Below are 26,570 nucleotides of genomic sequence, written 5' to 3' on the forward strand. Positions count from 1 at the left end.
GCGGGTGCGATCAATGCGGGATGCCGACCCGGGCGGGCATGGCAGGATGAAGACTTTGCGGCTCGGATACGGCGCGATGGCCCGCATTGTCCATCGCGTAGGCGATAGTTGTACCCAGGTTCCCGCAGGTTTCATTTCGTACGAAGCGCGGGCGGCGCGAGTCACCCACGGCGGCAGTCAGCCGCCCATCTCGCGCTCCGCCCGCCGCAAGAACACGGCCATTTCCTTCTCCGCCTGCTTGTCGCCACGCGCCTGCGCCACGGCAATGCCATGCCGCCACGCTTCGGCCGCGCCGGCACGGTCATCCAGGGAGAGACACGCCTTGCCGAGCAATTTCCATGCAGCGGAATAGCGTGCATCGAAGCGCAAGGCGTGGCGAAATTCTGCGGCCGCCCCGGCGGCGTCGCCCATGTCGAGCAGCGCATCGCCCAAGGCATAGCGCAGCAACGCCCCGTCGCGCGGACCGTTGCATTGGCTGCGCAGGCTGGCGATCAGGGCGTCCTTGTTCACGGTTGCGCGCGCGATGGGCTGCTGTCGGTTGAATAGATCTGCGGCGGTTGCGCCGGCTCGGGTGGCGTCGTGCCGCTGCGCAGGTCGGCGAGGGTGGCGGCGGGCCACACCACGATCCATGAGGAGCGGAACGGCTGGATCAGCAACCCGTAGCGCATGGCCTGGGCGTCGAGCTTTTCCGGGTGCTCCACGATCACACCCTCGGGATGTGTCTGTGCGAACGCGGCGATCTGCTTGTTGCCGTTCAACTCCTGGATCGGTTGCGTCAGTCGACCCTGGAAGTGGAACTCGCCCTCGTAGTTGCCGATGTAGCCGACAGCGCGGCCGGCCTGCTCCGTCTCGCCAAGCAGCTGCGCAGTGGGGCGCAGTTCGTAACGCGGCCACATGGTGAGGGTGAACAAGGTGTTGAGTGCCAGCGTACCGACCAGCCCCGCTACCGCCAGGCGGCGCAGCTCGCCGCGCCCGCGCAGCAGCAGCAGCAGGCCCAGCAGCAGGAACACCACGGCGAAGTAGCGGCTGTACGGCGCGCAGGCATCGGGCCATTCGCCATGCAGCTGGTTGCCCGCCACCAGGTTGGGCAGTGCGAACAGCAGCAGCGCGAACGCGAGGCTGCCGATACCCAGCGGCCATGTGCCCAGCCAGCCGGTGCCGGCGAGCCGCGGCCTGCGTTCGCGCAGTATCGCGATGGCCGCGGTGAGCAGCAGCATCGTGCCGGCGAGTTCCGGCAGCAGGTAGTACATCTGCTTGCCGCGCACCAGCGAGAACACCAGGAAGGTAGGCAGCACCCAGGCGAGTGCGAAGCGCAGGCCCGGCTCCAGCGGCTTGCGCAGCGTGGCCAGTGCCACCCAGGCGCGCGGCCATGCGAAAAAGGGGAACAGCAGTGCCGGCAGCATCAGCACGTACCAGAGCACCGGGCGGGCATGGCTTTGCAGCGGTTCGGCCGTCTGCACGCCGTGCACCACGCGCGCCGCCGTCTGGCTGAAGAGCAGCCGGTGCATGTAGGCCGGTCCGCCTGCGAAACCTGCCGGCACCGCCCACGCCACCAGCATGACCAGGCCCAGCAGGATGGCCAGCACACCGCATCCGTACCAGCGCGTGCGATGCGTGCGGGCGAAGCCGCTCCAGAACGGACCGAGCAGCCACGGGAACACGACGTGCAGCAGCATCACCGGTCCCTTGGTGAGCAGGCCGAAGCCGATGCACAGGCCGAACAGCCACCAGCGCGGCTCCTCGCGGCGCGTGGTCGGGGTGAGGCAAAGCAGCGCCGCCAGCGCCCACACCGCCAGCAACACGTCGTACATGATCTGCAGGCCGAACAGGAAGCTGTAGCTGAGCGCCAGCAGCGTCCACGGCGCAGCCTTGGCCATCCAGGCGCGATTGGGAAACAGGCGGCGCGCAATCAGCGAAACCAGCACCAGCTCGGCGCCGCCGAAGATCACCTCGAGTACGCGCGGCCACACGTCGCTCACGCCGAACACGCTCCAGCCGGCATGGATCAGCCAGAACAGCAGCGGCGCCTTCTCGCTGTATGGCATGCCATTGATGTGCGGCACCAGCCAATGGTGGCCGTGCCACATCTCCCACGCCACGGCCAGGGTCCGCGTGGAATACAGCGGCATCGGGCCGTGCGCGAAGATCGCCAGCAAGGCCACCGCCGTCCACAGCGGCAGCCACGGCCAGAGCGAGCGCAGGTGTTCGGAGCGGCTGTAGGGGCTGAGGGTCACGGGCTGGCTCATGGGGGCAACGGCGCGATTCTAGCCGCGCCTACCTGTAGGAGCGCACTCTGTGCGCGAATGCCTTGGCTTCGATCAAGCCGGAGGGCTTTCGCGCACAGGGTGCGCTCCTATGCGTTCAACGCGGCCAGCGTGCCGGCCCCCAGTAGCCGATGCGGCGGCGGATCTTCAGCTTGCGCCACAGGTTGCCCGGTTTGGCGCGGCGGTTCCTGCCGCCGCGGGCGACGAAGGTATCGATGGCATCCAGCACGCGTTCGCTGGAGCGGCCGTCGCGATAAGGATGGATGGCATCGGCGTAATCGCGGATGGCCTGCATCAACTCGGGCGGCCGGCTCAAGGCGCGTTCGATCGCCGGCTCGAAATCCTTCGCGTCGTGGATGTCGATCAGCTGCGGGCCGGGGCGGCGATTGTTGAAGGTCACCACGGGCTTGCCCGTGAGCAGGAACTCGTTGAGCGCGGAGCTGGTGTCCGAGCACATCATGTCCACCTGGCCGAACAGCTCCAGGATGTTGTCGTTCTCGGCGAAGCTCAGGTAGGCGTTCTGCAACGCCTTGAACTTGGCCACGGTTTCCGGGTTCATCTTCGGATGGAAGCTGACGATCCAGCGCCAGCGGCCGTCGCGCGACAGCCGCTTCACTTCCTCGTACAGCGTCTCGGCCGCGCTCCATGAAGGCGAGAAGGTGGAGTGGTAGAGGATCACCGGCGGCGCCTGCACCGGCGGAATGGCGCCGCCGAGTTCGCGCATGAAGGGGTCGATCTTGGGGAAGCCCGTCTCGATCACGCTGAAATGGCCGAGCTGGTCGGCCAGTGCCTGGAACTGCGCGGTGTCGCGCGGACCGGTGGTGCAATACAGGTCGAAGAAGCCGCGCACGTAGATGTGCCGCGGCTTGCCTGCGTCAAAGCCGTGGAAGGTTTCCACCTTCACGCCGGGGAAGAAATGCGGCACGGCGTTGGACGAGGTGATCACCGCCAGCGGTTTCCATGCGCGCACTTCCCGTACCGTCAGCAGGTGCTCGTCGGGATGCAGATCTTCGGCGCCCGGGCCGTCGAAGAACCATGCCGCCTCGTCGCCGCGCGCGCGGATCGCCGCCTGGATCGGGCGCAGGATCGCCAGCGCATAGCGCTCGGAGCCGTAGAGGAGGTAGTGCTTGGGCATGATGGAAGGTATTCGGGGGAGGCGGGTAGCTTAGCTTTTCTCCCTCTCTGCTTTGGGGAGAGGGCCGGGGTGAGGGGTGGTCCTTGCGAGGATTTTGCATCGAAGCAAAGCTCGCTTTGACGAGTGCGAGGCAAGCCTTGACCCCTCACCTCAATCCTCTCTCCGAGGGGGAGAGGAGGCGAACGTGCCAAGCGGGTTCGCCATCCCGGGGTCTGTGGTTGCGTGCAGGTCAGCGTTCGATGTGGTGCTTTTCCAATGCGTCGGCCGCCTCGGCGACCGACGCAGGGTTGTTCGCCATCTCGTAGTAGCGCATGCGCTTGTACAGCGCATAGCTGGCTGCGGTCTGCGCGATCAGGAAGCCGCGCCAGCCGTCAAGGAAGGCCAGCCGGAATACGTAGTCCTTGAGGAAGGCCAGCAGGTACACGAAGGGTGCCTGCCACATCCGCACCGGCTTGCGCTTGTCCAGCCAGTCGCGGCATTTCAGTTCCGAGTAACGCAGCACCTTGAGCTGCTTGTGTACCAGGGTCGGGTTGTTGGCGTGCTCGAAGGGCGCATCGAATACCGGCGCACGGCCCTCGAGGCGCAGCGATTCGTGCACGCGTGCATCCGTCCAGCGCGCACGGCCGCGATGGTAGAAGCGCGCCAGCTTCTCGCCCACGCTGGGCCGATACCAGCGCAATGGACGGCCCATGTAGATGGTGCGTCGACGCAACACGGCACCGGCGGCGTCACCGGACATCAGCGCAGGCAATTCGCGTTCCAGTTCCGCGGCGAGCTCCGGCGACAGCCATTCGTCGGCGTCCAGCACCAGGATCCAGTCGTGGCTGCATTGCGTGGTGGCGAAGTTGCGTTGCGGCCCGAAGCCCAGCCAGTCCTGGTGCACCACGCGCGCGCCATGCGCTTGCGCCACCGCCACGGTGCCGTCTTCGCTGCCGGAATCCACCACCAGTTTCTCCGCGGCGAACGGCACGCTGTCCAGGCAGCGTGCGATCACGCCGGCTTCGTTGCGGGCAATGACGGCGAGGGTGAAGGGCAAGATGGGCATGGCGCGATTCTAGCGGGCGCGCCTTCGCCCGGTGGTTTGCCGCTTTTCAGTTGCGTTCGGGCATCATGCCTGCGCCAGTGGCCGACATCATTGAAACGAAAGGACAAGCGTGACCGATACCCGATTGCCATTGACCCGTTTGCGCCTCGATTTGCCGAAGTGGGCAACGCGCTGGCTGCTGCTGGGCATGTGGTGGCTGGTTGTCGGCATGGCCGCCAGTCCGGTGGGCGACAAAGTGTGGAATCCCGGCAAGCCCTATCACATGAGCCTGCTGCTGCTGTTCGCGCTACCGGCCGTGTGGTGGATGGCGAAGCATGTCCGCGATTTCATGCGGCAGGCCGTGGTCGCCAGCGAAGGGCCGTTGCTGCTGGTGCTGCTGGCCTGGATCATGGTTTCGTCGCTGTGGGCCAATTACGGTCACGTCGGAGACGCGACCTTCGTGGTGGCCTACATCGCACTGTTCGTGTTCAGCTGGGCCGCGGTGGCGCGCAACTATCCCTTGCTGCTAAGCAGGCTGTTGTACTGGGGAGGCATCGGCCTGGCGTGTGCCGCGCTGGTGGCGATGGCGATGTTTCCGTGGCGTCATCTGAACACGCTGGACTGGCGGGATCAGGGGCGCGTGGTGGCGTTCGGCCTGCTCAACAATCCCAATATCGCGGCCTACGCTTTTGGTGCCGCCATCGTCTGGATGATGCAGGTGCCGGTGCTCCGGCGTTGGCAGCAGGTGCTGCGCTGGCTCGCGCTGGCGATCCTCGCGACCTTCGTGCTGTCCACCGATAGCCGAGCAAGCTGGCTCGCGATCCTTGCCGCGGTGGCGGCCACGCTGCTGACGGCCCGGGGAAACAAGGCAAGGCTGAGTGTGTTGGCCATCCTCGCGGCGGCGGCGGTGGCCGTTGCCCTGGGCGGTTGGCGTTACCTGGTGGAGCGCGGGCTCTCCTATCGTCCGGAGATTTTCAGCAAGGCCTGGCGCCTGATCGAACAGCATCCGTGGCGCGGGCTGGGCATGGGCAGCGAGTACACCATTCAGGCGGGCGGGCAGGTCTTGCCGCACAGCCACAACGTGCTCACGCACATGGCGATCATGTCCGGGATACCCGGTCTGCTGCTGGCGCTCGCGCTGTGGCTGCTGACAGGCTGGCGGGCATGGTGTCACCGCAATTCGACGATCGGCGGTTGTCTGCTGGCGCTGTGGGTGTACACGAGTGTGGCGCTGCAATTCGACACGCCCGACATCATGCTGAAACCCGATGTCAACTGGTTGCTGTTCTGGCTGCCGTTGGCGCTGGGCATGGGACTGGCCTGGCGCCGGCACGATCGCGAGATGGCCGTCGCCATGCGTCCGCGCGTGTCGCTGATCGTCCTCACCTACAACTGGCCGGCGGCGCTGGCGCGCGTGCTGCAAAGCGTCGCCGCGCAAACGCGGCTGCCGGACGAGGTGATCGTCGCCGACGACGGTTCCGGTGCCGAAACGCGCGAGCTTATCGCGCGCATCGCGCGGGACTTCCCCGTGCCGCTGCGCCATGCATGGCAGGAAGATCTCGGCTTCCGCGCTGCAAGCTGCCGCAACCTGGGCATCGCGATGGCGAAGGGCGACTATGTGATCCTGATCGACGGCGACATGATCCTGCATCGCGATTTCGTGGCCGACCACCTCCTGCTGGCGAGCCCGGGCTGTTTCCTCCAGGGTGGCCGCTTCAAGAGCACGGCGCAGGAAACGGCAGGGTTGCTGGCCGGCCGCCGTCCCGTGTTCGCGCCGTGGGCGAAGGCGGACTTCCACGTGTTCGACGGCATCCGCCGGCTGTATGCGTTCCACGCATTACCGCTGGCGCGCTGGAAGGCGCGGCGCCGCAACGGCGGCCGCGTGATGAGCTGCAACATGAGCTTCTGGCGCGACGACCTGTTGCGCGTGAACGGCTTCGACGAACGCATGGAAGGCTACGGCGCGGAAGACCGCGAACTGGCCGCACGCCTGGGCAATGCCGGCGTGCGGCGCAAGCAGTTGAAGTGGGCGGCGCTGGCCGCGCATCTTGAGCACGATTCGCGCGCCCAGCCCGACGTGAACGACATGAGCCTGCCGAACAATCGCCTGTTCCACGCCACGGTCGCAGAACGCATCACGCGTTGCGAATTCGGCGTGGATCGGCACATGGCCGAGCTATCGTCAGGCGCTTAGCACATCCAGTGCCGCGCCGATGCGCGCAAAGAAATGCGCCTGGTTGTCGACGAACCAGGCGCGTGCGCATCGGGCCATCACCGCGCGCTGGGCGTCGTCCATGCGCAGGCAGGTTTCCACCGCGCGTTCCATCGCCGCAGGCTCGAAGCGGTAAAGCATGGCCAATCCCTGCTGGCCTTCCGCGGTGGCGGCGACCAGCAGACCGCGGTCCGGTTGCACCAGTTCGTTCATCGGCTCGGCATCGGTGGTGACCGTGATCGCGCCTGCGCTCATCGCCTCGCACAAATAGTGCCCGTAGCCTTCGGTCTTCGACGGGCAGAGGTGGAAAGCATGCGTGTTCTGCAAGGCGCGCAGCCGATCCAGATCCAGGTATTCGTCGACCACCTGCAGATTCGTCGGCCGCGTCGCGGGCTCTGACAAGCCACCGTGGCGCACCAGGGTGAGCACGGGCCATTCCGGATGCTGCAGCCACAGCGCGACCAGCTCCTCGCTGCCCTTGGTGCGGCTGCCGCCGGCCAGGTGGAAGAACGTGCGCTGTTGCACGTGCCCGGGCACGGCGGCGTCCTCGCTGGCGAAGCCCACCCAGCGCACGGCGCAGCCGAGTTCACGGAACCGTTGCTCCGCGTGCCGTGTCTTGGCCCACACGTGGTCGATGCGGCGCAGATGCAGCTGGTCCCTGGCGTCGAACCACTCGGGATTGGGCAGCGCGATGTTGCACCGGGCCAGCGGCAGATGCAGCGGCCACAGGTGCTCGAACATGATGTTGACGTCGTAGCGCGGCCGACCGCGCAGCCGCGACCACGCATGCCGCCACTGCGCCAGCCGCGCGCGCCAGCCGTGGCCGTGGCGCCAGCGTTCGCGCTCGTCCGCTTCGCCGAGCCGGGTGTATTCGACCTGGCAGCCGTGTGCGGTCAGCGCTTCGGCCAGCAGACGCGCATCGCGCGACAAGCCCAGGCCGTTGTCGCGCACGATCAGGTTGACGGTGCGGTGCACGGTTCAGTTCCGCCCGGGCACGGCAGCCACGGCGTCGCACAGCCGCTGCTCGAAGTCGCGGCGGTTGGCGAGGAACCACTCGCGTGCGGCGCGGCCGAGACGTTGCTGTTCTTCCTCGGGCATGGCCAGGCAGTGCGCTATCGTGGCTTCCATCGCAGCGCCATCGAAGTCGTACAGCGTGGCCAGCTCCTGCGTGCCTTGCGCATGCGCGGTCACCAGCACGCCGCGCCCGGCGGCGACCAGCTCGTTCATGGGTTCGGCGTCGGTGGTGATCACCACGGCGCCCACACTCAGGCTTTCGGCGATGGAGTGCCCGTAGCCCTCGGTCTGCGACGGGCACAGGTGGAAGGTGCTGGCGTTCTGCAGCCGGCGCAGTTCCGCTTCGTCGAGGAAGTCCTGGATCAGCGTGACATTGGCCGGCATCGGCGGCAGCTCTACGCGCTTGCGTCGCCATACCACGGTGAGTTGCGGCCACTCGGGATGGCGCGCCCACAGCTCCAGCAGGGGCAGCGTGCCCTTGTTGCCGCTGCGACCGGGCCCGTGAAAGAAGGTCGGTTGGTGCGGGACGCCCTCGACCAGGCAGTCCTCGCCGGTGAAGCCGATGAAGCGGGTGCGGCAACCCAGTGCGGCGAACAGGCGTTCCGCATGGCCGGTCTTGGCCAGCACGAGGTCGAAGCCGCGCAGGTGCGGCAACCATTCGGCGCGGAACCATTCGGGATTGGGGACCAGCACGTTCGCGTGTGCCTGGTCGAACATCTCCGGGCGCACGTGTTCGAGCATGATGTTGATGTCGTAGCGCGCATTGAGCCGGCCATCGAACCAGCCGCGCAGCAGTCGGCGCAGGCGAGCGTGCAGGCGCCGCAAGCGATTGCCCAGGCGGCCGCGATGGCCCAGTCCGGTGATCGTCACATCGTGGCCCGCCTCGGCCAGCAGACGGGCGAGCAGGCGCAGGTCGCGGGTGAGGCCGGCGCCGTTGTCGCGAGCGATCAGGTTGATGTTGCTCATGGACGTGGAGACCGTGGCACGCTGTCAGTCCTCGCTCTCGCCGTCGACCTTGGCACCCGGCAGGCAACCCGGCACCAAGGCATCGGCCTTGAACATCCACCAGTCGCGCTGGTTGGCGTGACCGAGGGAAATCGCCTTGGAGCGGTTCACGCAATCCCCCATCGCCGGCTGCTGCACGAACAGCCAGCGCGTGGCGGCCGACTGCGCCTGCCAGCGCACGGCACGCGTGAACTGGATATGCCAGGGTTGCTTGAAGCCGAAGTCGGCGGCGGGGCGATCCAGCATCAGCAGATCCTGCTCGACCCAGGCCACCAGGCCGACTTCGTCCTGCGGGCCGAGATGGCTGCGCACTTCGGCCATCAACGCGGACGCGGAGCTGGAAGGATTGAGCAACGGCACCGCCCAGCATCCCCACGCTAGCCACAACGCAGCCATGCCGCCACAGACCGCCCATACGGCACGGCGTACGCGCAGCGTGGCGACGAGCGCCAGCTGCACCGCGCCCAGCACCACGCACATCCGCCACAGTGCGGCGCCGCCGTCAGCGAGGCCATGCTCGGCGGCGAACTGCGCCACGCCGGGTGCGTGCGACAGCAACGCATAGCCGCCCAGCCCCAGCATCGCCGCGCCCAGCGCGGCGATGAAGGCGAGGCCGGCCACGCGCAGCCAGCGCCCGGGCAACAGCTCCTCCACGAACGGCGCGCAAGCCAGCGCCAGCATCGGCAGCGCGGGAAGGATGTATACGTCGCGCTTGCCCGGCGAGGCGCTGAAGAACAGCAGCACCAGCAGCATCCAGCCCAGCGGCAGCAGCACGCGCGCCTCGCCTTGCTGCAGCGCCTTCCGCCAGCGCGGCAGGCAGCCGGGGTAAAGCAGCGACAGCGGCAGCCAGCTGAACAGCAGGATCGGGATGTAGTACCACCACGCGTGGATGTGGTGCCACGCGTTCGCGTAACGCTTCGCGGTCTGGTGGAACAGGATGTCGTTGACGTAGGCCGCATACGCGGGATCGGCGGCACGCGCATGCGCGGCGAACAGCATCGGCAGCAGCCACAGCGCGATGGCCGCCAGTGCCGCCACCAGGCCCAGCAACCAGCGCCACCAGGCGCCGCGACCCGGCCGCGCCACGCCATCCCAGCGGCGGTACGCGGCCCACGCGTAGGGAACCAGCATCAGCAACGCGAGGAAGCCTACGCCCTTGGTGATGACGCCCAGCCCGGCGCAGAAGCAGCCAAACCAGTACATCGGCCAGTTGGCATTCGCACCGTTGTCGGGCGGTGCCAGCAGGTGCCGCAGCAGGCCCCAGTTCGCCGCCGTGATCAGGAACACCACCAGCGGATCGATCTGCGCGCGTTGGCTCTGGTACACGAACTGGAACGCCAGCAACAGGCCACCAGCCGCATACAGGCCGGTGCGGCGATTCCACAGGCGGCGGCCGAGGTCGTACACCAGCAGTAGCGTGCCCAGCCCTGCCAGCAGCGAGGGCAGCATGAAGGCCAATCGCCACCAGCGCACCAGCTCGAAGCTGGCGGCCTCGGCCCACATCAGCATCGGCGGCTTGTCTGCATACAGCTCGCTGCCGCGGTGCGGGAACAGCCAGTCACCGCTTTCCACCATCTGTTTCGCGGCGAGTGCGAAGCGCGGTTCGTCCGAGGGCCACGGGTCGCGAAGACCGATGCCTGCGCCAAGGATCACCAGCGCGATGAGCAGCAGCAGCCAAAAGCGGCGGCGTTCCTGCGGCGTGGCCTGGGAGAGAGCGGACATGGATGCCGGATCAGCGCTTTTCGAGCACCGCATAGTACATGCCGTCGAGATCTCCATCGCCGGGCAGGATCTGCCAGCCTTCGGCCGCGGCCTGCCCGGCGGGCAGCGTGAACTGCACGGCATGTGCGTCGGCGTGCATGGCGAGGAAAGGTGCCACCACCGCCTCGTTCTCCGCGCGCAGCAGCGAGCAGGTGATGTAGAGCAACCGGCCGCCCGGTGCCAGCAGTGGCCACAGTGCCTCGAGGATGCGCCGCTGCTGCGCCGCCAGTGCGGAAATATCGTCCGCACGCCGGTGCAGGCGCACGTCGGGGCGGCGGCGCAACACGCCGGTGGCGGAGCAGGGCGCGTCAATCAGGATGCGGTCGAAGGCCTGGCCATCCCACCATGCCGAAGGCTGGCCGGCGTCGCCCACGATCACTCTGGCTTGAAGATGCAGGCGGGTGAGGTTTTCGCGGATGCGTTCCGTGCGCTTCGGTTCGAATTCCAGCGCGGTGAGCGCGACATTCGCGCGCTCAAGCAAGTGGCAGGCCTTGCCGCCAGGTGCGGCGCAGGCGTCCAGCACGCGCTGGCCATCGCGCACATCGGCGAGATCGGCGGCGATCTGTGCTGCACCATCCTGTACCGCGAACAGCCCTTCGGCGAAGCCGGGCAGGCGGGTCACGTCGGTGCTGTGCGGCAGCACGACGGCGTCGGTAAGCCATGCATGTGGTTCGGCCGCCTGACCGTCGAGGCGCAGGCGTTCGATCAGGCTGTCGCGATCGCTGCGTCGGCGGTTCGCGCGCAGCATCAGCGGCGGCTCGCGGTTGTCCGCCGCCATGATCGCGTCGGCCTGCGCCGGCCAGTCGCGTGCGATGGCCTCGGCCAGCCAGCGCGGATGGGCATGGCGGGTTTCCGGTTTCGCACCGAGTGCGGCGAGGTGGGTGACGCGCTCGCGCTGCCAGCGGCGCAGCACCGCGTTCACCAGCCCCGCAAGCTGCGGCCGCTTCAATGCGCGCACCGCTTCCACCGTGGCTGCCACCGCGGCGTAATCGGCCAACTCCAGCACTTCCAGTTGCACCAGGCCCAGCACCAGCAGCGCATGCACGGCCGGCTCCTTGCTGCGCAGCGGGCGTTCCAGCAGGCGGTCCAGGGCGGCATCGAAGCGCGGCCACCAGCGCGCACCGTCGCTGACCAGGGCCATCAACAGGGCGCGGTCGCGCGGGTCGGGAAGCTTTTGCGCGTGGCGGTCCATCGCTTCGCGCAACGAGGCACCGTGCAGGGCGATGTCGGCGAGGGATTTCGCGGCCAGCGCGCGGGTATCGGTCATGGCGCGCGCTGGGAGCGCAGTTCGGGTCGCGCGTTGAGGTAATCCGCTGCGCTGATGCGCCGGCCGCCTGCGCGCTGCAATGCGGTGATGCGCAGTGCGCCTTCGCCGCAGGCGATGGCTATGCCTTCGCGGCCGGCATCGATCACGGCACCGGGGTCGGCAACGTGCGGATGTTCGACGGCTCGCGCCGCCCAGACACGCACCCGTTCGCCGGCGATCTCGGCGTCGCTGCCGGGCCAGGGGTCGAAGGCGCGCACCTGGCGTTCAAGGACGATGGCGGGGCGGCCGAAGTCCAGCGCGGACTCGCTCTTCTCCAATTTATGCGCATAGGCGACGCCGTCGGTGGCCTGCGGCGTGGCAGCCAGCATGCCGCCAGCCAGCATATGGGCAAGGCCTTCGGCCAGGGTTTCGGCGCCCAGTGCGGCAAGGCGGTCGTGCAGCGTGCCGCCGGTATCGTCGCGGGTGATCGGCGTGCGCTTTTCCAGCAACACGGGGCCGGTGTCCAAACCGGCCTCCATCTGCATCAGGCCCACGCCAGTCTCGGTGTCGCCGGCGAGGATGGCGCGCTGGATCGGCGCCGCGCCGCGCCAGCGCGGCAGCAGGCTGGCATGCACGTTCCAGCAACCAAGGCGCGGGATGGCGAGCACCTTGCGGGGCAGGATCAGGCCGTAGGCGACGACCACCGCCAGGTCCGGCTGGTACGCGGCCAATGTGGCCTGCGCTTCGGCGGATTTCAGAGATTCCGGCTGTTCGACCGCGATGCCGGCGGCCAGCGCCGCCTGTTTCACCGGGCTGGGCGAGAGCTTGCGGCCACGGCCGGCGGGGCGGTCGGGCTGGGTATAGACCGCCACCACCTCGGCGCCGCTGGCGCTGCAGGCTTCCAGGCAGGGGACGGAAAATTCCGGGGTGCCGGCGAAGACGACCCGCATGCTCAAGCGCTGGCCGCCTGCTTGCGCTGCTTTTCCAGGCGCTTCAGCAGCAGCGAACGCTTCAGCGGCGACAGATAGTCGACAAACACCTTGCCGGCGAGGTGGTCCATCTCATGCTGCACGGCCACGGCCTGCGGGCCCTCGGCCTCGTAGAAGAATTCCTTGCCGTCGGCATCCTGCGCCTTCACCTTCACTTTCAGCGCACGGGTGACATCGGCATAGACCCCGGGGAAGGACAGGCAGCCCTCCTGGTACACCTGCGCGCCGTCCTGCTCCACGATCTCGGCGTTGATCAGCACCAGCGGCTGGTCTCGCTCGTCGCTCATGTCGATCACCAGCACGCGCTGGTGCACGTCCACCTGGGTGGCCGCCAGACCCACGCCATTGGCGGCATACATGGTTTCGAACATGTCGGCGACGAACCGTTTCAGCTGGGCGTCAAACACGGTGACCGGCGCGGCCTTGGTGCGCAGGCGGGGATCGGGGAATTCGAGGATGGTGAGCACGGACATGCTGGCTATTGTAGTACGCCGCCCCCGGACGACCTATGGCCGCGGATTCTGCGAACGGTTGCCGATTGCACGGCTTAATGCTTCGGTTACACTCGCTCCAATCGCTGGGGAGAGGGGATCCCACCCATGTTCAAGAAAGCCTTCACGGTGCTGGCTGGCACCATGGTCGCGGCAGCGGTGTGCGCCGCTGGTGCTTCGCAGCTGCGCAGCGACCATCCCGATTCCTACACCGTGCGTCGTGGCGACACGTTGTGGGGCATCTCGGCCAAGTTCCTCGCCAAGCCCTGGCTGTGGCCGGAAATCTGGCAGGCCAACCCCCAGGTCCGCAATCCGCACCTGATCTACCCGGGCGATATCCTCAATCTCTCCTTCATCAATGGCGGCCCGGCACTGAGGCTGGAGCCCAGCGTGCACAGCGACGATGCCGTGCCGGCGATCCCGCTGGATGCCGTGAAGACCTTCCTCAAAGACCTGCGGGTGATGGATTCCAGCGTGGTCAGCAAGGCCCCCTATGTGGTCGGCCTGGAAGAGGACCAGCTGGACGGCAGCTCGGGCCAGAACATCTACGTGCGTGGCCTGGACACGCAGCCCGGCCAGCGCTGGGCCATCGTGCGGCCCGAGCACGTGTTCCGCGGCTATGACGACGGCAACGGTGGCACCACGCTCTATGGCGACGACCTGTACGCCAACGTGGCGGTGGTGAAGTCGCCGTGGGAAGAGGACTTCAACAACGGCTCCGGCCAATATCGCCGCGGCAAGGACATGGGTCTCGAGGTGAAGGTGATCGGCACCGCCGAAACCCTGCGTACGGGCGATCCGACCACCCTGCTGGTGCTGGAAGCCACCTCTGAAATCCACAAGGGCGATCGTCTCATGCCGGTGGACGACAACCCCTACGACCCGAGCTTCTTCCCGCATGCGCCGAAGAGCCTGCCGAAGGATGGTCGCGTGATCGCGTTCACTGGCGCGATGGATGCCGTAGGCCCGCACCAGGTGGTGGCGCTGTCGGTGGGTTCGGCCGACGGAGTGGACAACGGCACCACCTTCGCCATCTGGCAGCCCGGCGAGCGCATCCACGACGACGTGGCCGGCAGCAGCTGGCGTCGCGGCGTGGGCCCGCATGTCACCCTGCCGGACGAATACATCGGCCATGTGATGGTGTTCCGCACCTTCGACCACGTCAGCTATGGCCTGGTGATGGACGGCCTGCGTCCGGTGAAGAAGGGCGACAAGCTTCAACTGCCGGAGTGACGCTTTCCCCCTCTTCCCGGCGGGAAGAGGAGTCGGCACGGCCTTCACCCACACGACGGCGCGGCAACCCCGCGCCGTTGTCGTTCCTGGCGGTCACTAGACTCGCCGCATGGACGAATCCGACGAGCTGCGCGCCTGGCTCATCGCCCTGCGTACGCCGGGCCTCGGGGCGGGCAGGTTGCGCGAGGCGCTGGTTGCGGCTGGTGGCCGCATCGATGCCGCACTGGCGCTGTTGCGCCGACGGACGGCCATGCTGGACGACTGCGCCGCGGCGTGGCTGGATGCTCCCGACGAAGCACGGCTAGCCGCCGACCTCGGGTGGCTGGCCGAACCCGGCCATCGGCTGTTGCGCTGTACCGAGGCGGATTTCCCGCCCCTGCTGGAGACCATCCCGCAGCCACCTGCCGTGCTGTTCGTGGCGGGCAACGCCAGCCTGCTGCTGCATCCGCAGGTGGCCATCGTGGGCGCGCGTGGCGCCAGTCCGGTGGGGCTGGAACATGCGCGCCGCTTCGCCCGGGAGCTGGCGCTGGCCGGTTTCACGGTGACCAGCGGCATGGCCGACGGCATCGACGGTGCTGCCCACGAGGCCGCATTGGAGGCGGGCGCGGCCACCGTCGCGGTGGTCGGCACAGGGCCGGACCGGGTCTATCCGCGCAAGCACCGTGCGCTGGCGCAACGCATCGTGGCGCAGGGCGCGCTGGTCAGCGAATTCCCCTTGGGCACGGCGGCACGCGCCGACCACTTTCCGCGCCGCAACCGCATCATCGCGGGTTTGTCGCTGGGCACCGTGGTGGTGGAGGCGGATCTGAAGTCGGGCTCGCTGATCACGGCGCGGCTGGCCGGCGAGCAGGGGCGGGAGGTGTTCGCGCTGCCCGGTTCCATCGCCAATCCGTTGGCGCGCGGCTGCCATCGGCTGATCCGCGACGGGGCGCGACTGGTGGAGGAGCCGGCCGAGGTGGTCGAGGCGCTGGCGCCCGCCGCGCGCGCACTGGGCGTGGAACTGGCTGTCAGGCTGGCCCAGCCCGATGCCCCGGCACCGGGCCGCGCCGGCGGCTGGCACGCCGACCCGGAGTACGGACGCCTGCTGGCCGCGCTGGGGCACGATCCGGCTACGCTGGACGAGCTGGCGACACGCAGCGGGCTACCGGCGGCGGCCTTGTCCTCTATGCTGTTGATGCTGGAACTGGAAGATCGCGTGGCTGGCTTGCCCGGCAACCGTTACCAGCGCTTGCCCTGACGGTCCGACTCGGGTGAACTGTGCCGGAACCCGCGCCCTGACACGCTTTCACGCCTCCCGGCTTGACAGTGCGCCGGTTGGCGTGGTCTCACTAGATATATAGGCATGCCGCACTGCGGCATGGTTTCACCACGCCCAAAGCAAGAGATTCATGGCCAAGAACCTGCTCATCGTCGAATCGCCCGCCAAGGCCAAGACGATCAACAAATACCTCGGCAAGGACTTCCAGGTCCTCGCTTCCTACGGCCATGTGCGCGACCTCAAGCCCAAGGAGGGCGCGGTCGATCCCGAGCACCAATTCGCGATGCACTACGAGATCATCGAGCGCAACGAAAAACACGTGGACGCGATCGCCAAGGCCGCCAAGCTCGCCGACGACATCTACCTCGCCACCGACTTGGATCGCGAAGGCGAGGCGATCAGCTGGCACATCAGCGAGATCCTCAAGGACCGCGGCCTCACCGCTGGCAAGCAGCTGCACCGCGTGGTGTTCTCCGAGATCACGCCCAAGGCGATCAAGGCCGCCGTGGCCGCGCCGCGCCAGCTCTCGCACGACCTGGTCGATGCCCAGCAGGCGCGCCGCGCGCTGGACTATCTCGTGGGCTTCAACCTGTCGCCGGTGCTGTGGCGCAAGGTGCAGCGCGGACTCTCCGCCGGCCGCGTGCAGTCGCCTGCGCTGCGCATGATCGTGGAACGCGAGGAGGAGATCGAGGCGTTCAAGGCGCGCGAGTACTGGACGGTGGAGGCGCAGCTGCGCCACGCCGAGGGCGAGTTCAGCGCCAAGCTCACCAAGCTGCGCGGCAAGAAGTTCGAACAGTTCGACCTCACCAACGAACACGACGCGATGGCTGCGCGCACCGTGCTTAAGGAGGCCGCGCACGGCCGCCTCACCGTGAGCGAGGTGGGCAGCAAGGAGCGCAAGCGCCGTCCCGCACCGCCGTTCACCACCTCCACCCTGCAGCAGGAGGCCGCGCGCAAGCTCGGTTTCACCACCAGCCGCACCATGAAGGTGGCGCAGGGCCTGTACGAAGGCGTGAGCATCGGCAGCGAAGGCAATGTGGGCCTGATCACCTACATGCGTACCGACTCGGTGGCGCTGTCCGACGACGCGCTGGGCGAGCTGCGTGCGCTGATCGCGCGCGACTTCGGCCACAAGGCGTTGCCCGACCACGCACAGTTCTACAAATCCAAATCCAAGAACGCGCAGGAAGCCCACGAGGCGATCCGCCCCACCTCGGCGATGCGCACGCCGCGCGAAGTGGCCGCCTTCCTCAACGACGAACAGCGCAAGCTGTACGAGCTGATCTGGAAGCGCACCGTGGCCTGCCAGATGATCCACGCCACCCTCAATACCGTATCGGTGGATTTCGACCTGCCGCACGCGGCTGGCGGCCCCGCCGCGTTCCGCGCCACCGGCACCACCGTGGTCGATCCCGGCTTTCTCGCCGTGTACGAGGAGGGGCGCGACCAGAAGAACGCGGACGACGAGGACGAAGGCCGCCGCCTGCCGCGCCTGGAGAAGGGCGAACAGGTGCCGCTGCACGAGATCGCCGCCGACCAGCACTTCACCGAGCCGCCGCCGCGCTATTCGGAAGCCTCGCTGGTGAAGGCGCTGGAGGAATACGGCATCGGCCGTCCCTCCACCTACGCCAGCATCATCCAGGTGCTGCTCAACCGCGAGTACGTGCTGCTCGACAACCGCCGCTTCAAACCCACCGACATCGGCCGTGCGGTGGGCAAGTTCCTCACCCAGCACTTCACCCGCTACGTGGACTACGACTTCACCGCCAAGCTCGAGGACGAACTCGATGCAGTGAGCCGCGGCGAGGAAGCCTGGGTGCCGCTGATGCAGCGCTTCTGGCAGCCGTTCAAGCAGCAGGTGGAGGAAAAGACCGAATCGGTGGACCGCAGCGAAGCCACCGGCGCGCGCGAACTCGGCAGCGATCCCAAGAGCGGCAAGCCGGTGTTCGTGCGCCTCGGCCGCTTCGGGCCGTATGCCGCGATCGGCGACAAGGACAGCGACGAGAAGCTGCAGTTCGCGTCGCTACGTCCCGGCCAGAGCATGCACACCATCACGCTGGAAGAGGCGCTGGAACTGTTCAAGCTGCCGCGCAAGCTGGGCGCCGCGCCGAACGGCGACGAGGTCAGCGTGGGCATCGGCCGTTTCGGACCGTTCGTGAAGCAGGGCAGCACCTACGCCTCGCTCAAGCCCGAGGACGATCCGTACACCATCGAGCTGCCGCGTGCGCTGCAGATCGTGCAGGAAAAGCTGGAGCTGCTCGCCAACCGCGTGATCGCGGACTTCGGCAACGGCGTGCAGGTGCTGAACGGGCGCTACGGCCCGTACATCACCGACGGCGAGAAGAACGCGCGCATCCCCAAGGACACCGAGCCGAAGGAGCTCACCGAGGCGCAGTGCCTGGAGCTGCTCGCCGCCGCCCCGGTGAAGAAGGGTGGCCGCTTTGGTCGCAAGACTGCGGCGAAGAAGGAGCCGGCGGCGAAGAAGACGGCCGTGAAGAAGGCCGCCACCAAGAAAGCGGCGACCAAGGCGACCAAGAAGACGGCCACGAAAAAGACCGCCGCGAAAAAGACTGCGACAAAGAAGGCGGCAGCGAAGAAAACGGCAGCGAAGAAGACTCCTGCCTGATGCTGCGAACCTTCACGTCTGCCGAACTCCACGCCGCTGCCGAGCTGCTGCACGCGGGTGGCGTGGTGGCCTATCCCACCGAGGCGGTCTACGGGCTGGGTTGCGATCCGCACGACCGCACGGCGTTCGAGAAGATCTTCGCGCTCAAGCAGCGCCCGGCCACCCAGGGCGTGCTGCTGATCGCCGCCGACTTCGCCCAGGTGGAGCGCTACATCGATTTCGCGAACGTGCCGGACGCGGTGCTGGCCCAGGTACGCACCAGCTGGCCCGGCCCGAACACGTGGATCTTCCCGCGCAGCGCCGCCGTGCCCGACTGGGTGGCCGGTGCGCATGCAGGCATCGCCTTGCGCGTCACCGCGCACGAACCCGCCGCCGCGCTGTGCCGCGCGTTTGGCGGCGCGCTGGTCTCCACCAGCGCAAACCCGCACGGCGCGCCGCCCGCCCGCAGCGCGGCCACCGTGGCGGACTACTTCGGCGACGCACTGGACGGTCTGCTCGATGCCCCGCTTGGGGCTCAGGACCGCCCCACCACGATCCGCGATGCGCTTACTGGCGCTATCATTCGGGCCTGACCCGTCGGTGAATCGCGGCTTTGGCTGCCGCATGCGGTTCAGCGGCGCGCACAAGGGGAGTCCCTAGCATCCGGATAGCCGTCCGTCGGTCGGCAGGGCGCAGAGCGGCTGCATCATGGTCGCGGACTCGGGAGCAAGGACTTGGCCATTTTCTACGACAGCCTGGAACGCAAGCCGGCACAAGCCGCATCGCCGATGATGCACGCGTGCGATCCACGACGTGTCGTGGCCTGGCGCAACGGCGCGGCGGTGGACGTGGCGCAATTCCTCGCCCATGTCGAGCAGATTGCCGGATTGCTACCCGAAGCACCCGCTGCGGTGAACCTGTGCGAAGACCGCTATGCCTTCCTGGTCGCGTTCTGCGCCATCGCACGGTGTGGTCAGGCCAACCTGCTGCCGCCCTCGCGTGCGCCGCAGGCGGTGGAAGAGGTGATGGCCGCGCATCCCGGCAGTTATGCGCTGGGCGAGCTGGCGCTGTCGCCCGCGCCGCACGGTTACCGCAAGCTGCCCGCACTGGAGGCCTGCCCCGATAGCGAGGCGGAAGGCGTACCCGAGATCCCCATGGAGCAACGGGTGGCGATCGGTTACACCTCCGGATCCACCGGCACGCCCCGCGCCAACGCCAAGAGCTGGCGCAGTCTCTGCGCCAGCAGTGCCGGCACCCTGGCGATGCTGGGCGCCGTCGCTGGCGAACGTTTCCACGTTGTAGCCACCGTGCCGCCGCAGCACATCTACGGCATCGAGATGAGCGTGCTGCTGCCGCTGCTGGGCGACGTGAGCGTGCACGCGGGGCGGCCCTTCTTTCCCGCCGACGTGGCCGCCGCGCTGGCCGAAGTGCCGGCGCCACGCGTGCTGGTGACCACGCCGGTGCATCTGCGTGCGCTGGTGGCTGCCGGCACTCCGTTGCCGCCGCTGGCGGCGATGCTGTCCGCCACCGCGCCGATGCCGCTCGAGCTGGCGCAGGCCGCCGAGCAGGCCTTCGGTGCGCCGCTGCTGGAAGTGTTCGGTTCCACCGAGACCTGTGCCTTCGCCAGTCGCCGCGTCACCGATGATGCGGACTGGACGCTGTACGAGGACGTGCGCCTGCATCCGCAGCCCGACGGCACCCTGGTCGAGGCGCCTCAGCTCGATGAGCCGGTGGTGCTGGCCGACATCGTCAGCGTGCACGACGCGGGCCGCCGCTTCCGCCTGTGCGGCCGCAATACCGACCTGCTGGAAATCGCCGGCAAGCGCGCTTCGCTGGGCGACCTCACCCGGCGCCTGTTGGCGATACCGGGCGTGCAGGACGGCGTGGTATTCCAGCTCGACGAGGCGGATGCCGCTGGCGTGCGCCGCATCGCCGCGCTCGCCGTGGCGCCCGCGCTGGACGAGGCGAGCATCCTCGATGCCTTGCGCCGTGCCGTCGATCCGGTATTCCTGCCGCGACCGTTGCGCCGCGTATCCGCGCTGCCGCGCAACGATACGGGCAAGTTGCCGCGCGCGGCCCTGCTGGCCTTGCTGGGCTGACCCGGCGGCACCCGGAACCGATTCCCTGCAGGAAGTCTTGAGCATTGCCGGACTAGATCTTGAGGAAGATGCGTTTCCTGCACAGGATCCAGGTCGGCAGCCAGCAAACCGCAAGGTAGACCAACGAATAAATGGTTGCCGCCGCGGTGCCGTTGGGAATGATCCGGCCAAAAGCATCCGTGATGCTCTGTTGCAGGCTGAGGCCGCCGCCGGTGGGGATCGCCCACAGGAGCGCCGCAAGCAGTTCCGAAAGCATGTAGGCGAAGATGGTGTTGGTGCCGAAGACCAGCATTGGCCTTTGCCACAAGGGGCGGTTGCCCGCATCGGTGACGGAGCTGCGCGCGTCGGTGAGCCGGAGCATTGCGGCAAGCAGCAGCAGGCTCCAGCCACCAGCGAAGAGCACGAAGGAACTGGTCCACAGCCGCTTGTTGATCGGGAAACCGAAGTTCCAGAGCGCGCCCAGCACCACGCAGATGGCGCCGCCCAGCACGATGCGGCGGATCTTGGCATGCAGCGGCGCGGTGCCGCGCAGCCAGAGTCCGGTCAGCACGCCGAACGCGGCGGTGGCCAACGCGGGCAAGGTGCTCAACAGGCCCTCAGGATCGCGTGTCTGCTCGAACAGGTGCGGGGCGGAGAAAAGCTGCCGGTCGGTCCACGCCGCGAGGTTGCGCACGGGATCGAGCAGCGGCACGTCGCGCACCGGCAGGCCGAAGCCGGGTACAGGCACGAAGCGCATCAGCAGCCAGTAGCCGACCAGCGCGCCCGCGGCGAGAGCTGCCGCGCCGCGACAGCGCAGGCCGCATATGTAAGCCGTGGCGAAAACCAGGTAGCACAGGGCGATGCGTTGCAGCACGCCGTAGACGCGCAGCGTGTCGAGATGGAACAGCGGGAAGTTGTTCACCACGATGCCGAACAGGAACAGGATCGCGCTGCGCGAGAAGACATGCCGCAGCAACGTGCCGCGATCGTCGCCGCGCGCCAACCGCGCATCGGTCGAATACGGAATGGCGACGCCGACGAGGAACAGGAAGGTGGGAAAGACCAGGTCGGTCGGCGTGAAGCCGTTCCACGCTGCATGCTGCAGGAACCAGAATGCGTCGGGGCCGCCGTTGTTGTTGGCAAGTATCATCAACCCGACGGTGAGGCCGCGCAGCAGATCGATGGCAACGAGGCGCTGCATCGGGCGGGAGGTGGTTGCCGGCGTTTGCATCAACGTGCGAATCCCTCCCGTTGCAGGTTCGCCGTGTGGGCGGCGAAACATCGCCAGACTAACTTACATGGCGACGCCACATCCGACGATGGCCGAAGCTGCGCAGGCGGCGATCCTGCGGGTGCCGTTCTGCGGAAGCGGCTTCCGCATATCCGACTGGCGGCAGACCCGAAATCGACGATATGAAAGTTCCGGCCCCCAATGGCGGCCGCGGGCGTGCGACGGTTTGGAAGTTCAGGCAGCCGTCACCGCACGACGAAGCCGGCAAGCTCAGCGTCGGTCTTTCAGCACCGGATGATCCTCCTGCGGCTTGTCGAGGTAATAACCCTGCACCATGTCCACGCCGAATTCCTGCAGCAGGCGCAGGGTTTCCTCGTCTTCCACGAACTCGGCCACGGTGTGCTGGCCCATGCCGCGGGCGACCTCGATGATGGAGCGCACGAACACCTGGTTGTCGCGTTCGCGCGGCAGGTTGCGGATGAACAGCCCGTCGATCTTCAACACGTCGACCTTGAGGTGCTTGAGGTAGGCGAACGAGGCGAAGCCGCTGCCGAAATCGTCCAGGCACAGACTGCAGCCCGCATGCCGCAGCGCATCGATGAAGCGCTCGGCGTCGCGCAGGTCGGAGATGGCGGCCGTCTCGGTCAGTTCCACCAGCAACCGTTTCGGTGCCACGCTCTGCCTGGTCAGCTGGGCGGTGATGAAGCCGGGCAGGTCGGGATCGTCGAACGAACGCCCGGAGATGTTGATGGCCAGCGCCGGCAGCCCCGGATGGGCGGCCAGCAACGCGATGCTTTCGCGCACCACCCAGCGGTCGATGTCGAGGATCCGGCCGCTTTTCTCCGCATAGCCGATGAAATGGTCCGGCGTGATGCACTGCGTAGGGTCGGCCTCGTCCATCATGCGCAGCAACGCTTCCAGATGCGTCATCTCGCCGTTGTCCGCGCGGTATACACCCTGGAAATGCAGGCGCAGCAGGTTGCGTTCGAGCGCGTGCTCGATGCGTTCGTTCCAGGCCAGGCGTGCGGCCATGGCCTGCACGGCGTTGCGGTCGGACCGGTAGATGGTCCAGCGGTTCTTGCCCAGGCGCTTCGCCTGGTACATCGCCACGTCGGCGTGCGACACGAGTTCTTCGGCACTCTGGCCGTGGTCGGGATAGTGCGCCACGCCCAGGCTGGTGGTCAGCCGCAGGGGCTTCCCTTCGACGTCGAGTGTGGTGCGCCCCACGGTGCGCACGATGCGTTCCGCCAATGCCAGGGCGCTGTCCAGTGTGGCGTGCGGCATGAACACGGCGAACTCGTCGCCGCCCAGCCGGCACAAGGTATCCGTCTCGCGCACCAGCGCCCTGGTTTCGCCCGCCACGCGCAGCAGCATCGCATCGCCCGCGAAGTGGCCGAAGGTGTCGTTGACGTACTTGAACTCGTCCAGGTCGAAGAGCAGCACGGCGCCTTCGTGGCCGGCGCGCGCGCCGTCGCGGAAGAAGCGCGCCAGCTCGGTTTCGAAGTAGTGGCGGTTGTACAGGCCGGTCAGGGCGTCGCGCTCGGCCAGCGTGGTGAGTCGTGCGCGCTGCTGCACCAGCTCGGCCGCCATGGTGTCGAAGGCGTCTGCCAATCGACCCAGCTCGTCCGGGCTGTCCAGTGCGATCGGCTGGGGCGTGCGTCCCTGGCCCAGTTCATCCACCGCGCGCGTCAGCTGCTGCAGGGGACGCGTCACCAGCGCATGGACGCGGCGCCGCAGCAGCCACAGGGTGGGCGTCAGGATCAGCAGGCCGATGGCGCACAGCGCCAGCCAGATCAGTACGACCCACTGGTTCACGCGCGCCTGCGGGAGCGCGTTCACCTCGAACCAGCCCGGACCGCGAATGCGCGACCAGGCCACCCACTGGCTGCCGTCTGGCGTGCGGCCCGTGCCGGTGTCGGAATGCGCAGCCAGCACCAGTCGCATCGCTTGTTCCAGCGCCTGATCCTTCAGTGCACCGATCTGCAATTGGCCTTGTGCGGCGGCGATGCGGCTGCGCAGCTGCGAATAGGCGATCAGGTTGCCTCGGCTGTCCATGATGAGCTGCTGCACGGCAGCGTTTGGGCGGGGCGGCGCCACGGAGTCGATCAGCGTCTGTATCGCGACGTCGTGCCCTAGCGTGCCTACCCAATGGCCTTGCCAGTCCAGCGGTGCGATGACCGACACCATCCATGTATGGGCCTGCTGGTCCAGGTAAACCGGCGTCCAGAACACCTGGCGCCCGGGATTGCGGCGCGGGTCGGAGCCAAGCATGGTGGGGTAGTCGGCGTTGCTGGCCTGCGCATCGGCGTTGCCGCCCCAATTGATGCCGCGGGAATACACCATCAACCCGTTTTCCACGAAATCCATGTAGGCGGAGAAAAACGGCGGCACCAGCGCCGGCCCCTGCTCGCGCAGCAGCTCGTAGCTGACGACGGCGCGCAGGCGCGCCGAATCGGAAAGGCCATGTGGCCCGTCGTGCAGGTACAGGGTGGGGGCATTCTCGGTGTCCACCAATTCGGGGCGCACGCGCCATAGCCCGTCGGGGCTGCGCGCGAAGAGGCCGTCGAAGCGTCCGGCGGTACCGGACGGGGCCTGGTCCAGGCGCTGCACCAGGGTCTGGCGCAGGCGGCGCACGCTGGCATCGGCCTGGACGAGCAGGCTTTCGTTGGTCTGCGCCTTGATCTGCACCCATTGCTGGATGACCAGCGGCGCCAGGCGATCGGCACTCAGCCACAAGGCGACGTAGCCCAGCACCGACAGCAACAGCAGTAATGTCAGGAACAGTCCCCAGAGGGTGAGGGACATTCGATGGATCAGCGAGGCGCTGGACGAGGCAGGCGGCAAGGAATCACCTTCGGTTTTCAATCAGGAGACGAGGCTTGCACTGTCGACATCCACCATCCTTCGGGAGGCCCCCTCGGCGACCATGGACCGAATGACTTGCGGACTCTACCGCAGGGGCGCGGCTTCGTCCCCCAAGTCGAAGATCCCGCTCTGTCCGCACCCGTGAGGCCGGTCGCGCAATGACCTTGCAACATTTCCCCAGCGCCACCCCTGTCTGATCGACCCGTGTGCGCCTGTCTTTAGGCGATGCTACCGACAAGCCATCCTGAGTCGCCGCCGACGGTATCGAATCACGTGTGGCGAAAGCCCATCGGGCGGTCCCACGCCTGCGGGCCAGCAGGCGATCCGGAACCGCCGTGCGCGCTGCCGCTACAATAGCCGCCCACTTCCACGCGGCAGCGTCCCTCGGAGTCATCGGCATGAAGGTTCTCGTCATCGGCAACGGCGGCCGCGAGCACGCGCTGGCGTGGAAGCTCAAGCAGTCGCTGCGGGTCGACGAAGTGATCGTGGCGCCGGGCAACGCGGGCACCGCGCGCGAACGCGGCGTGCGCAACGCGGACGTTGCGGTGACCGACCTCGACGGCCTGCTGTCGCTGGCGAAACGCGAGAAGGTGGAGCTGACCGTGGTCGGCCCCGAGGTACCGCTGGTGGCCGGCGTGGTGGACAAGTTTCGCGCGGCGGGCCTGCGCATCTTCGGGCCGCGTGCGATCGCCGCGCAGCTGGAAGGCTCCAAGGCTTTCGCCAAGGATTTCCTCCTGCGCCACAACATCCCCACCGCGCGCTATGCGGTGTTCACCGAACTGAATCCTGCGCTGGCCTATGTGCGGGAACACGGCGCGCCCATCGTGATCAAGGCCGACGGCCTCGCCGCCGGCAAGGGCGTGGTGGTGGCACTCACCCAGGCCGATGCGGAGCTGGCGTTGCACGACATGCTGGGCGCGCACGCCTTCGGCGATGCCTCCGCACGCGTGGTGATCGAGGAATTCCTCGACGGCGAGGAAGCCAGTTACATCGTGATGAGCGACGGCCAGCACGCGCTGCCGATGGCGTCGAGCCAGGACCACAAGCGCCGCGACGATGGCGACTTCGGCCCCAACACCGGCGGCATGGGTGCCTACTCGCCTGCGCCGGTGGTCACACCCGAGGTGGAGAAGCGCATCCTCAAGGAAGTGATCGAGCCCACGCTGCACGGCATGGCGATGGAGGGCGCGCCCTTCATCGGCTTCCTCTACGCGGGCCTGATGATCGACAAGCAGGGCAATCCCAAGGTCATCGAGTTCAACGTGCGCTTCGGCGATCCGGAAACGCAGCCCATCATGCTGCGCCTGAAGTCCGATCTGGTGGAACTGATCGAGGCCGCGCTGGACGGCGAGTTGCACCACACCCGTGTGCAGTGGGATGCGCGCCCATCCATCGGCGTGGTGATGGCCGCCGGCGGCTACCCCGGCAAGGTGCGCAGCGGCGACGTAATCGAAGGCCTGGACAGTAACTTCGGCGCCGATGCGAAGGTGTTCCATGCCGGAACGAAGCTCGATGCCGAAGGGCATGCGACCACGGCCGGCGGCCGCGTGCTTACCGTGTGTGCGCTGGGCAAGGACATCGCCGCCGCGCGCGAACGGGCATATGACGCGGTGTCGAAGATCCGCTTCGAAGGTTCGTTCTGCCGGCGCGACATCGCGCACCGGGCCTTGCACCGCTGATCCGTAGTCAGGTTGCTTATGGAAATCACATACGAGCAGACCTACCAGGAACCGCTGGCCCACTTTGGCGCGGAGCTCGTGCAAATGATCAAGAACCGCAACTATCTTGGCGTTTGCGATCGCTTTGGTTATGCCATGGCGTATGGCAGACCATTAGCCGATGCGATTGCGTTTGATATTGAACATGACCTTACGATTGAGGGTCGATCCGCAATCGTCGATCCATCGCGTGAAGCACGCATCTTGGTCAAGTACTTCAAACAGCCAAACGACTGCATGCTGTTTGGACTGGTGGAGTGTTTCTTGCCGCTTGATCAGGACGACGGCGAGTTGTTGGTTGAGTTGATCGTAACCACCAAAGAGAACAAATTTTATGTTGGTCTCGAAGGTGTGTCGTATGAGCATCCGAAGATCTCGTCCAGCGCAGGTGCTCCTGGCGCCACTTGACTTGGGTGCTTCGTTCCCGCTGCGCACGGCCTG

20 protein-coding genes are annotated in these 26,570 nt (G+C 67.4%); 8 read left to right on the top strand and 12 right to left on the bottom strand.

The features are described 5' to 3' along the window. Positions 1-177: 177 nt before the first annotated feature. From ISP25_RS13795 to ISP25_RS13810, 4 genes are all read right to left on the bottom strand, one after another. Entirely contained in the window at positions 178-510 is a 333-nt protein-coding gene (locus tag ISP25_RS13795) for a hypothetical protein (RefSeq protein ID WP_404614642.1), read from the bottom strand. Further along, the gene (locus ISP25_RS13800; protein WP_404614644.1) at positions 507-2,246 is read right to left on the bottom strand and encodes an ArnT family glycosyltransferase; all 1,740 of its coding nucleotides are present in this window, start codon (positions 2,244-2,246) and stop codon (positions 507-509) included. The genes ISP25_RS13795 and ISP25_RS13800 overlap by 4 nt, the downstream gene beginning before the upstream one ends. A 115-nt stretch (positions 2,247-2,361) precedes the next feature. Further along, entirely contained in the window at positions 2,362-3,399 is a 1,038-nt protein-coding gene (locus tag ISP25_RS13805; protein WP_404614646.1) for a CDP-glycerol glycerophosphotransferase family protein, read from the bottom strand. 229 nt (positions 3,400-3,628) lie between these two features. Beyond that, complete coding sequence (locus ISP25_RS13810) at positions 3,629-4,444, bottom strand: glycosyltransferase family 2 protein (protein WP_404614648.1); 816 nt, start codon at positions 4,442-4,444, stop codon at positions 3,629-3,631. 109 nt (positions 4,445-4,553) lie between these two features. Here ISP25_RS13810 and ISP25_RS13815 point away from each other — a divergent pair, with 109 nt between their 5' ends. Next, positions 4,554-6,617 (top strand): glycosyltransferase, encoded by a 2,064-nt coding sequence (locus tag ISP25_RS13815; RefSeq protein WP_404614650.1) that lies wholly within the window; start codon positions 4,554-4,556, stop codon positions 6,615-6,617. On the opposite strand, the gene ISP25_RS13820 is transcribed toward ISP25_RS13815, so the two are convergent. From ISP25_RS13820 to def, 6 genes are read right to left on the bottom strand one after another with little or no spacing between them, the layout of a single operon-like run. Next, positions 6,606-7,610, bottom strand: a complete 1,005-nt coding sequence (locus tag ISP25_RS13820) for a glycosyltransferase (RefSeq protein WP_404614652.1) — start codon at positions 7,608-7,610, stop codon at positions 6,606-6,608. The two genes, ISP25_RS13815 and ISP25_RS13820, sit on opposite strands and share 12 nt — an antisense overlap. Positions 7,611-7,613: 3 nt before the next feature. Further along, the gene (locus tag ISP25_RS13825; protein WP_404614654.1) at positions 7,614-8,615 is read right to left on the bottom strand and encodes a glycosyltransferase; all 1,002 of its coding nucleotides are present in this window, start codon (positions 8,613-8,615) and stop codon (positions 7,614-7,616) included. A gap of 24 nt (positions 8,616-8,639) precedes the next feature. Then, a complete protein-coding gene (locus ISP25_RS13830) occupies positions 8,640-10,376 on the bottom strand; it encodes an ArnT family glycosyltransferase (protein ID WP_404614656.1) in 1,737 nt (578 codons plus the stop codon). Between the two features lie 10 nt (positions 10,377-10,386). Next, positions 10,387-11,682, bottom strand: a complete 1,296-nt coding sequence (gene rsmB, locus ISP25_RS13835; RefSeq protein WP_404614658.1) for a 16S rRNA (cytosine(967)-C(5))-methyltransferase RsmB — start codon at positions 11,680-11,682, stop codon at positions 10,387-10,389. Beyond that, a complete protein-coding gene (gene fmt / locus ISP25_RS13840; protein ID WP_404616317.1) occupies positions 11,679-12,611 on the bottom strand; it encodes a methionyl-tRNA formyltransferase in 933 nt (310 codons plus the stop codon). Before fmt ends, rsmB begins: the two co-directional genes overlap by 4 nt. A 2-nt stretch (positions 12,612-12,613) precedes the next feature. Continuing rightward, the gene (gene def, locus ISP25_RS13845; protein ID WP_192159261.1) at positions 12,614-13,123 is read right to left on the bottom strand and encodes a peptide deformylase; all 510 of its coding nucleotides are present in this window, start codon (positions 13,121-13,123) and stop codon (positions 12,614-12,616) included. Positions 13,124-13,249: 126 nt separating this feature from the next. Here def and ISP25_RS13850 point away from each other — a divergent pair, with 126 nt between their 5' ends. From ISP25_RS13850 to ISP25_RS13870, 5 genes are all read left to right on the top strand, one after another. Then, positions 13,250-14,374, top strand: a complete 1,125-nt coding sequence (locus tag ISP25_RS13850; protein ID WP_404614660.1) for a LysM peptidoglycan-binding domain-containing protein — start codon at positions 13,250-13,252, stop codon at positions 14,372-14,374. A gap of 109 nt (positions 14,375-14,483) precedes the next feature. Beyond that, positions 14,484-15,611: a DNA-processing protein DprA gene (dprA, locus tag ISP25_RS13855; protein ID WP_404614662.1), complete on the top strand. Its 1,128-nt coding sequence runs from the start codon at positions 14,484-14,486 to the stop codon at positions 15,609-15,611. A gap of 151 nt (positions 15,612-15,762) precedes the next feature. Then, on the top strand, positions 15,763-18,258 hold the full coding sequence (locus tag ISP25_RS13860; protein WP_404614664.1) for a DNA topoisomerase I: 2,496 nt from the start codon (positions 15,763-15,765) through the stop codon (positions 18,256-18,258). Beyond that, entirely contained in the window at positions 18,258-18,830 is a 573-nt protein-coding gene (locus tag ISP25_RS13865; protein ID WP_404614666.1) for an L-threonylcarbamoyladenylate synthase, read from the top strand. The genes ISP25_RS13860 and ISP25_RS13865 overlap by 1 nt, the downstream gene beginning before the upstream one ends. Positions 18,831-18,971: 141 nt before the next feature. Beyond that, a complete protein-coding gene (locus ISP25_RS13870) occupies positions 18,972-20,336 on the top strand; it encodes an AMP-binding protein (RefSeq protein ID WP_404614668.1) in 1,365 nt (454 codons plus the stop codon). A 52-nt stretch (positions 20,337-20,388) separates the two neighbouring features. Here the strand turns inward: ISP25_RS13870 and ISP25_RS13875 are convergent, their stop codons facing one another. After that, a complete protein-coding gene (locus ISP25_RS13875) occupies positions 20,389-21,546 on the bottom strand; it encodes an acyltransferase family protein (protein ID WP_404614670.1) in 1,158 nt (385 codons plus the stop codon). A gap of 270 nt (positions 21,547-21,816) precedes the next feature. Next, on the bottom strand, positions 21,817-24,351 hold the full coding sequence (locus tag ISP25_RS13880) for a putative bifunctional diguanylate cyclase/phosphodiesterase (RefSeq protein WP_404614672.1): 2,535 nt from the start codon (positions 24,349-24,351) through the stop codon (positions 21,817-21,819). Between the two features lie 458 nt (positions 24,352-24,809). On the opposite strand from ISP25_RS13880, the gene purD reads away from it, so the two are divergent. Both purD and ISP25_RS13890 read left to right on the top strand, forming a co-directional pair. Beyond that, the gene (gene purD, locus ISP25_RS13885) at positions 24,810-26,090 is read left to right on the top strand and encodes a phosphoribosylamine--glycine ligase (RefSeq protein WP_404614674.1); all 1,281 of its coding nucleotides are present in this window, start codon (positions 24,810-24,812) and stop codon (positions 26,088-26,090) included. Between the two features lie 18 nt (positions 26,091-26,108). Next, complete coding sequence (locus ISP25_RS13890) at positions 26,109-26,537, top strand: hypothetical protein (RefSeq protein WP_404614676.1); 429 nt, start codon at positions 26,109-26,111, stop codon at positions 26,535-26,537. The last annotated feature ends 33 nt before the right edge of the window (positions 26,538-26,570 follow it).

It is taken from the genome of Rhodanobacter hydrolyticus (assembly GCF_044904645.1).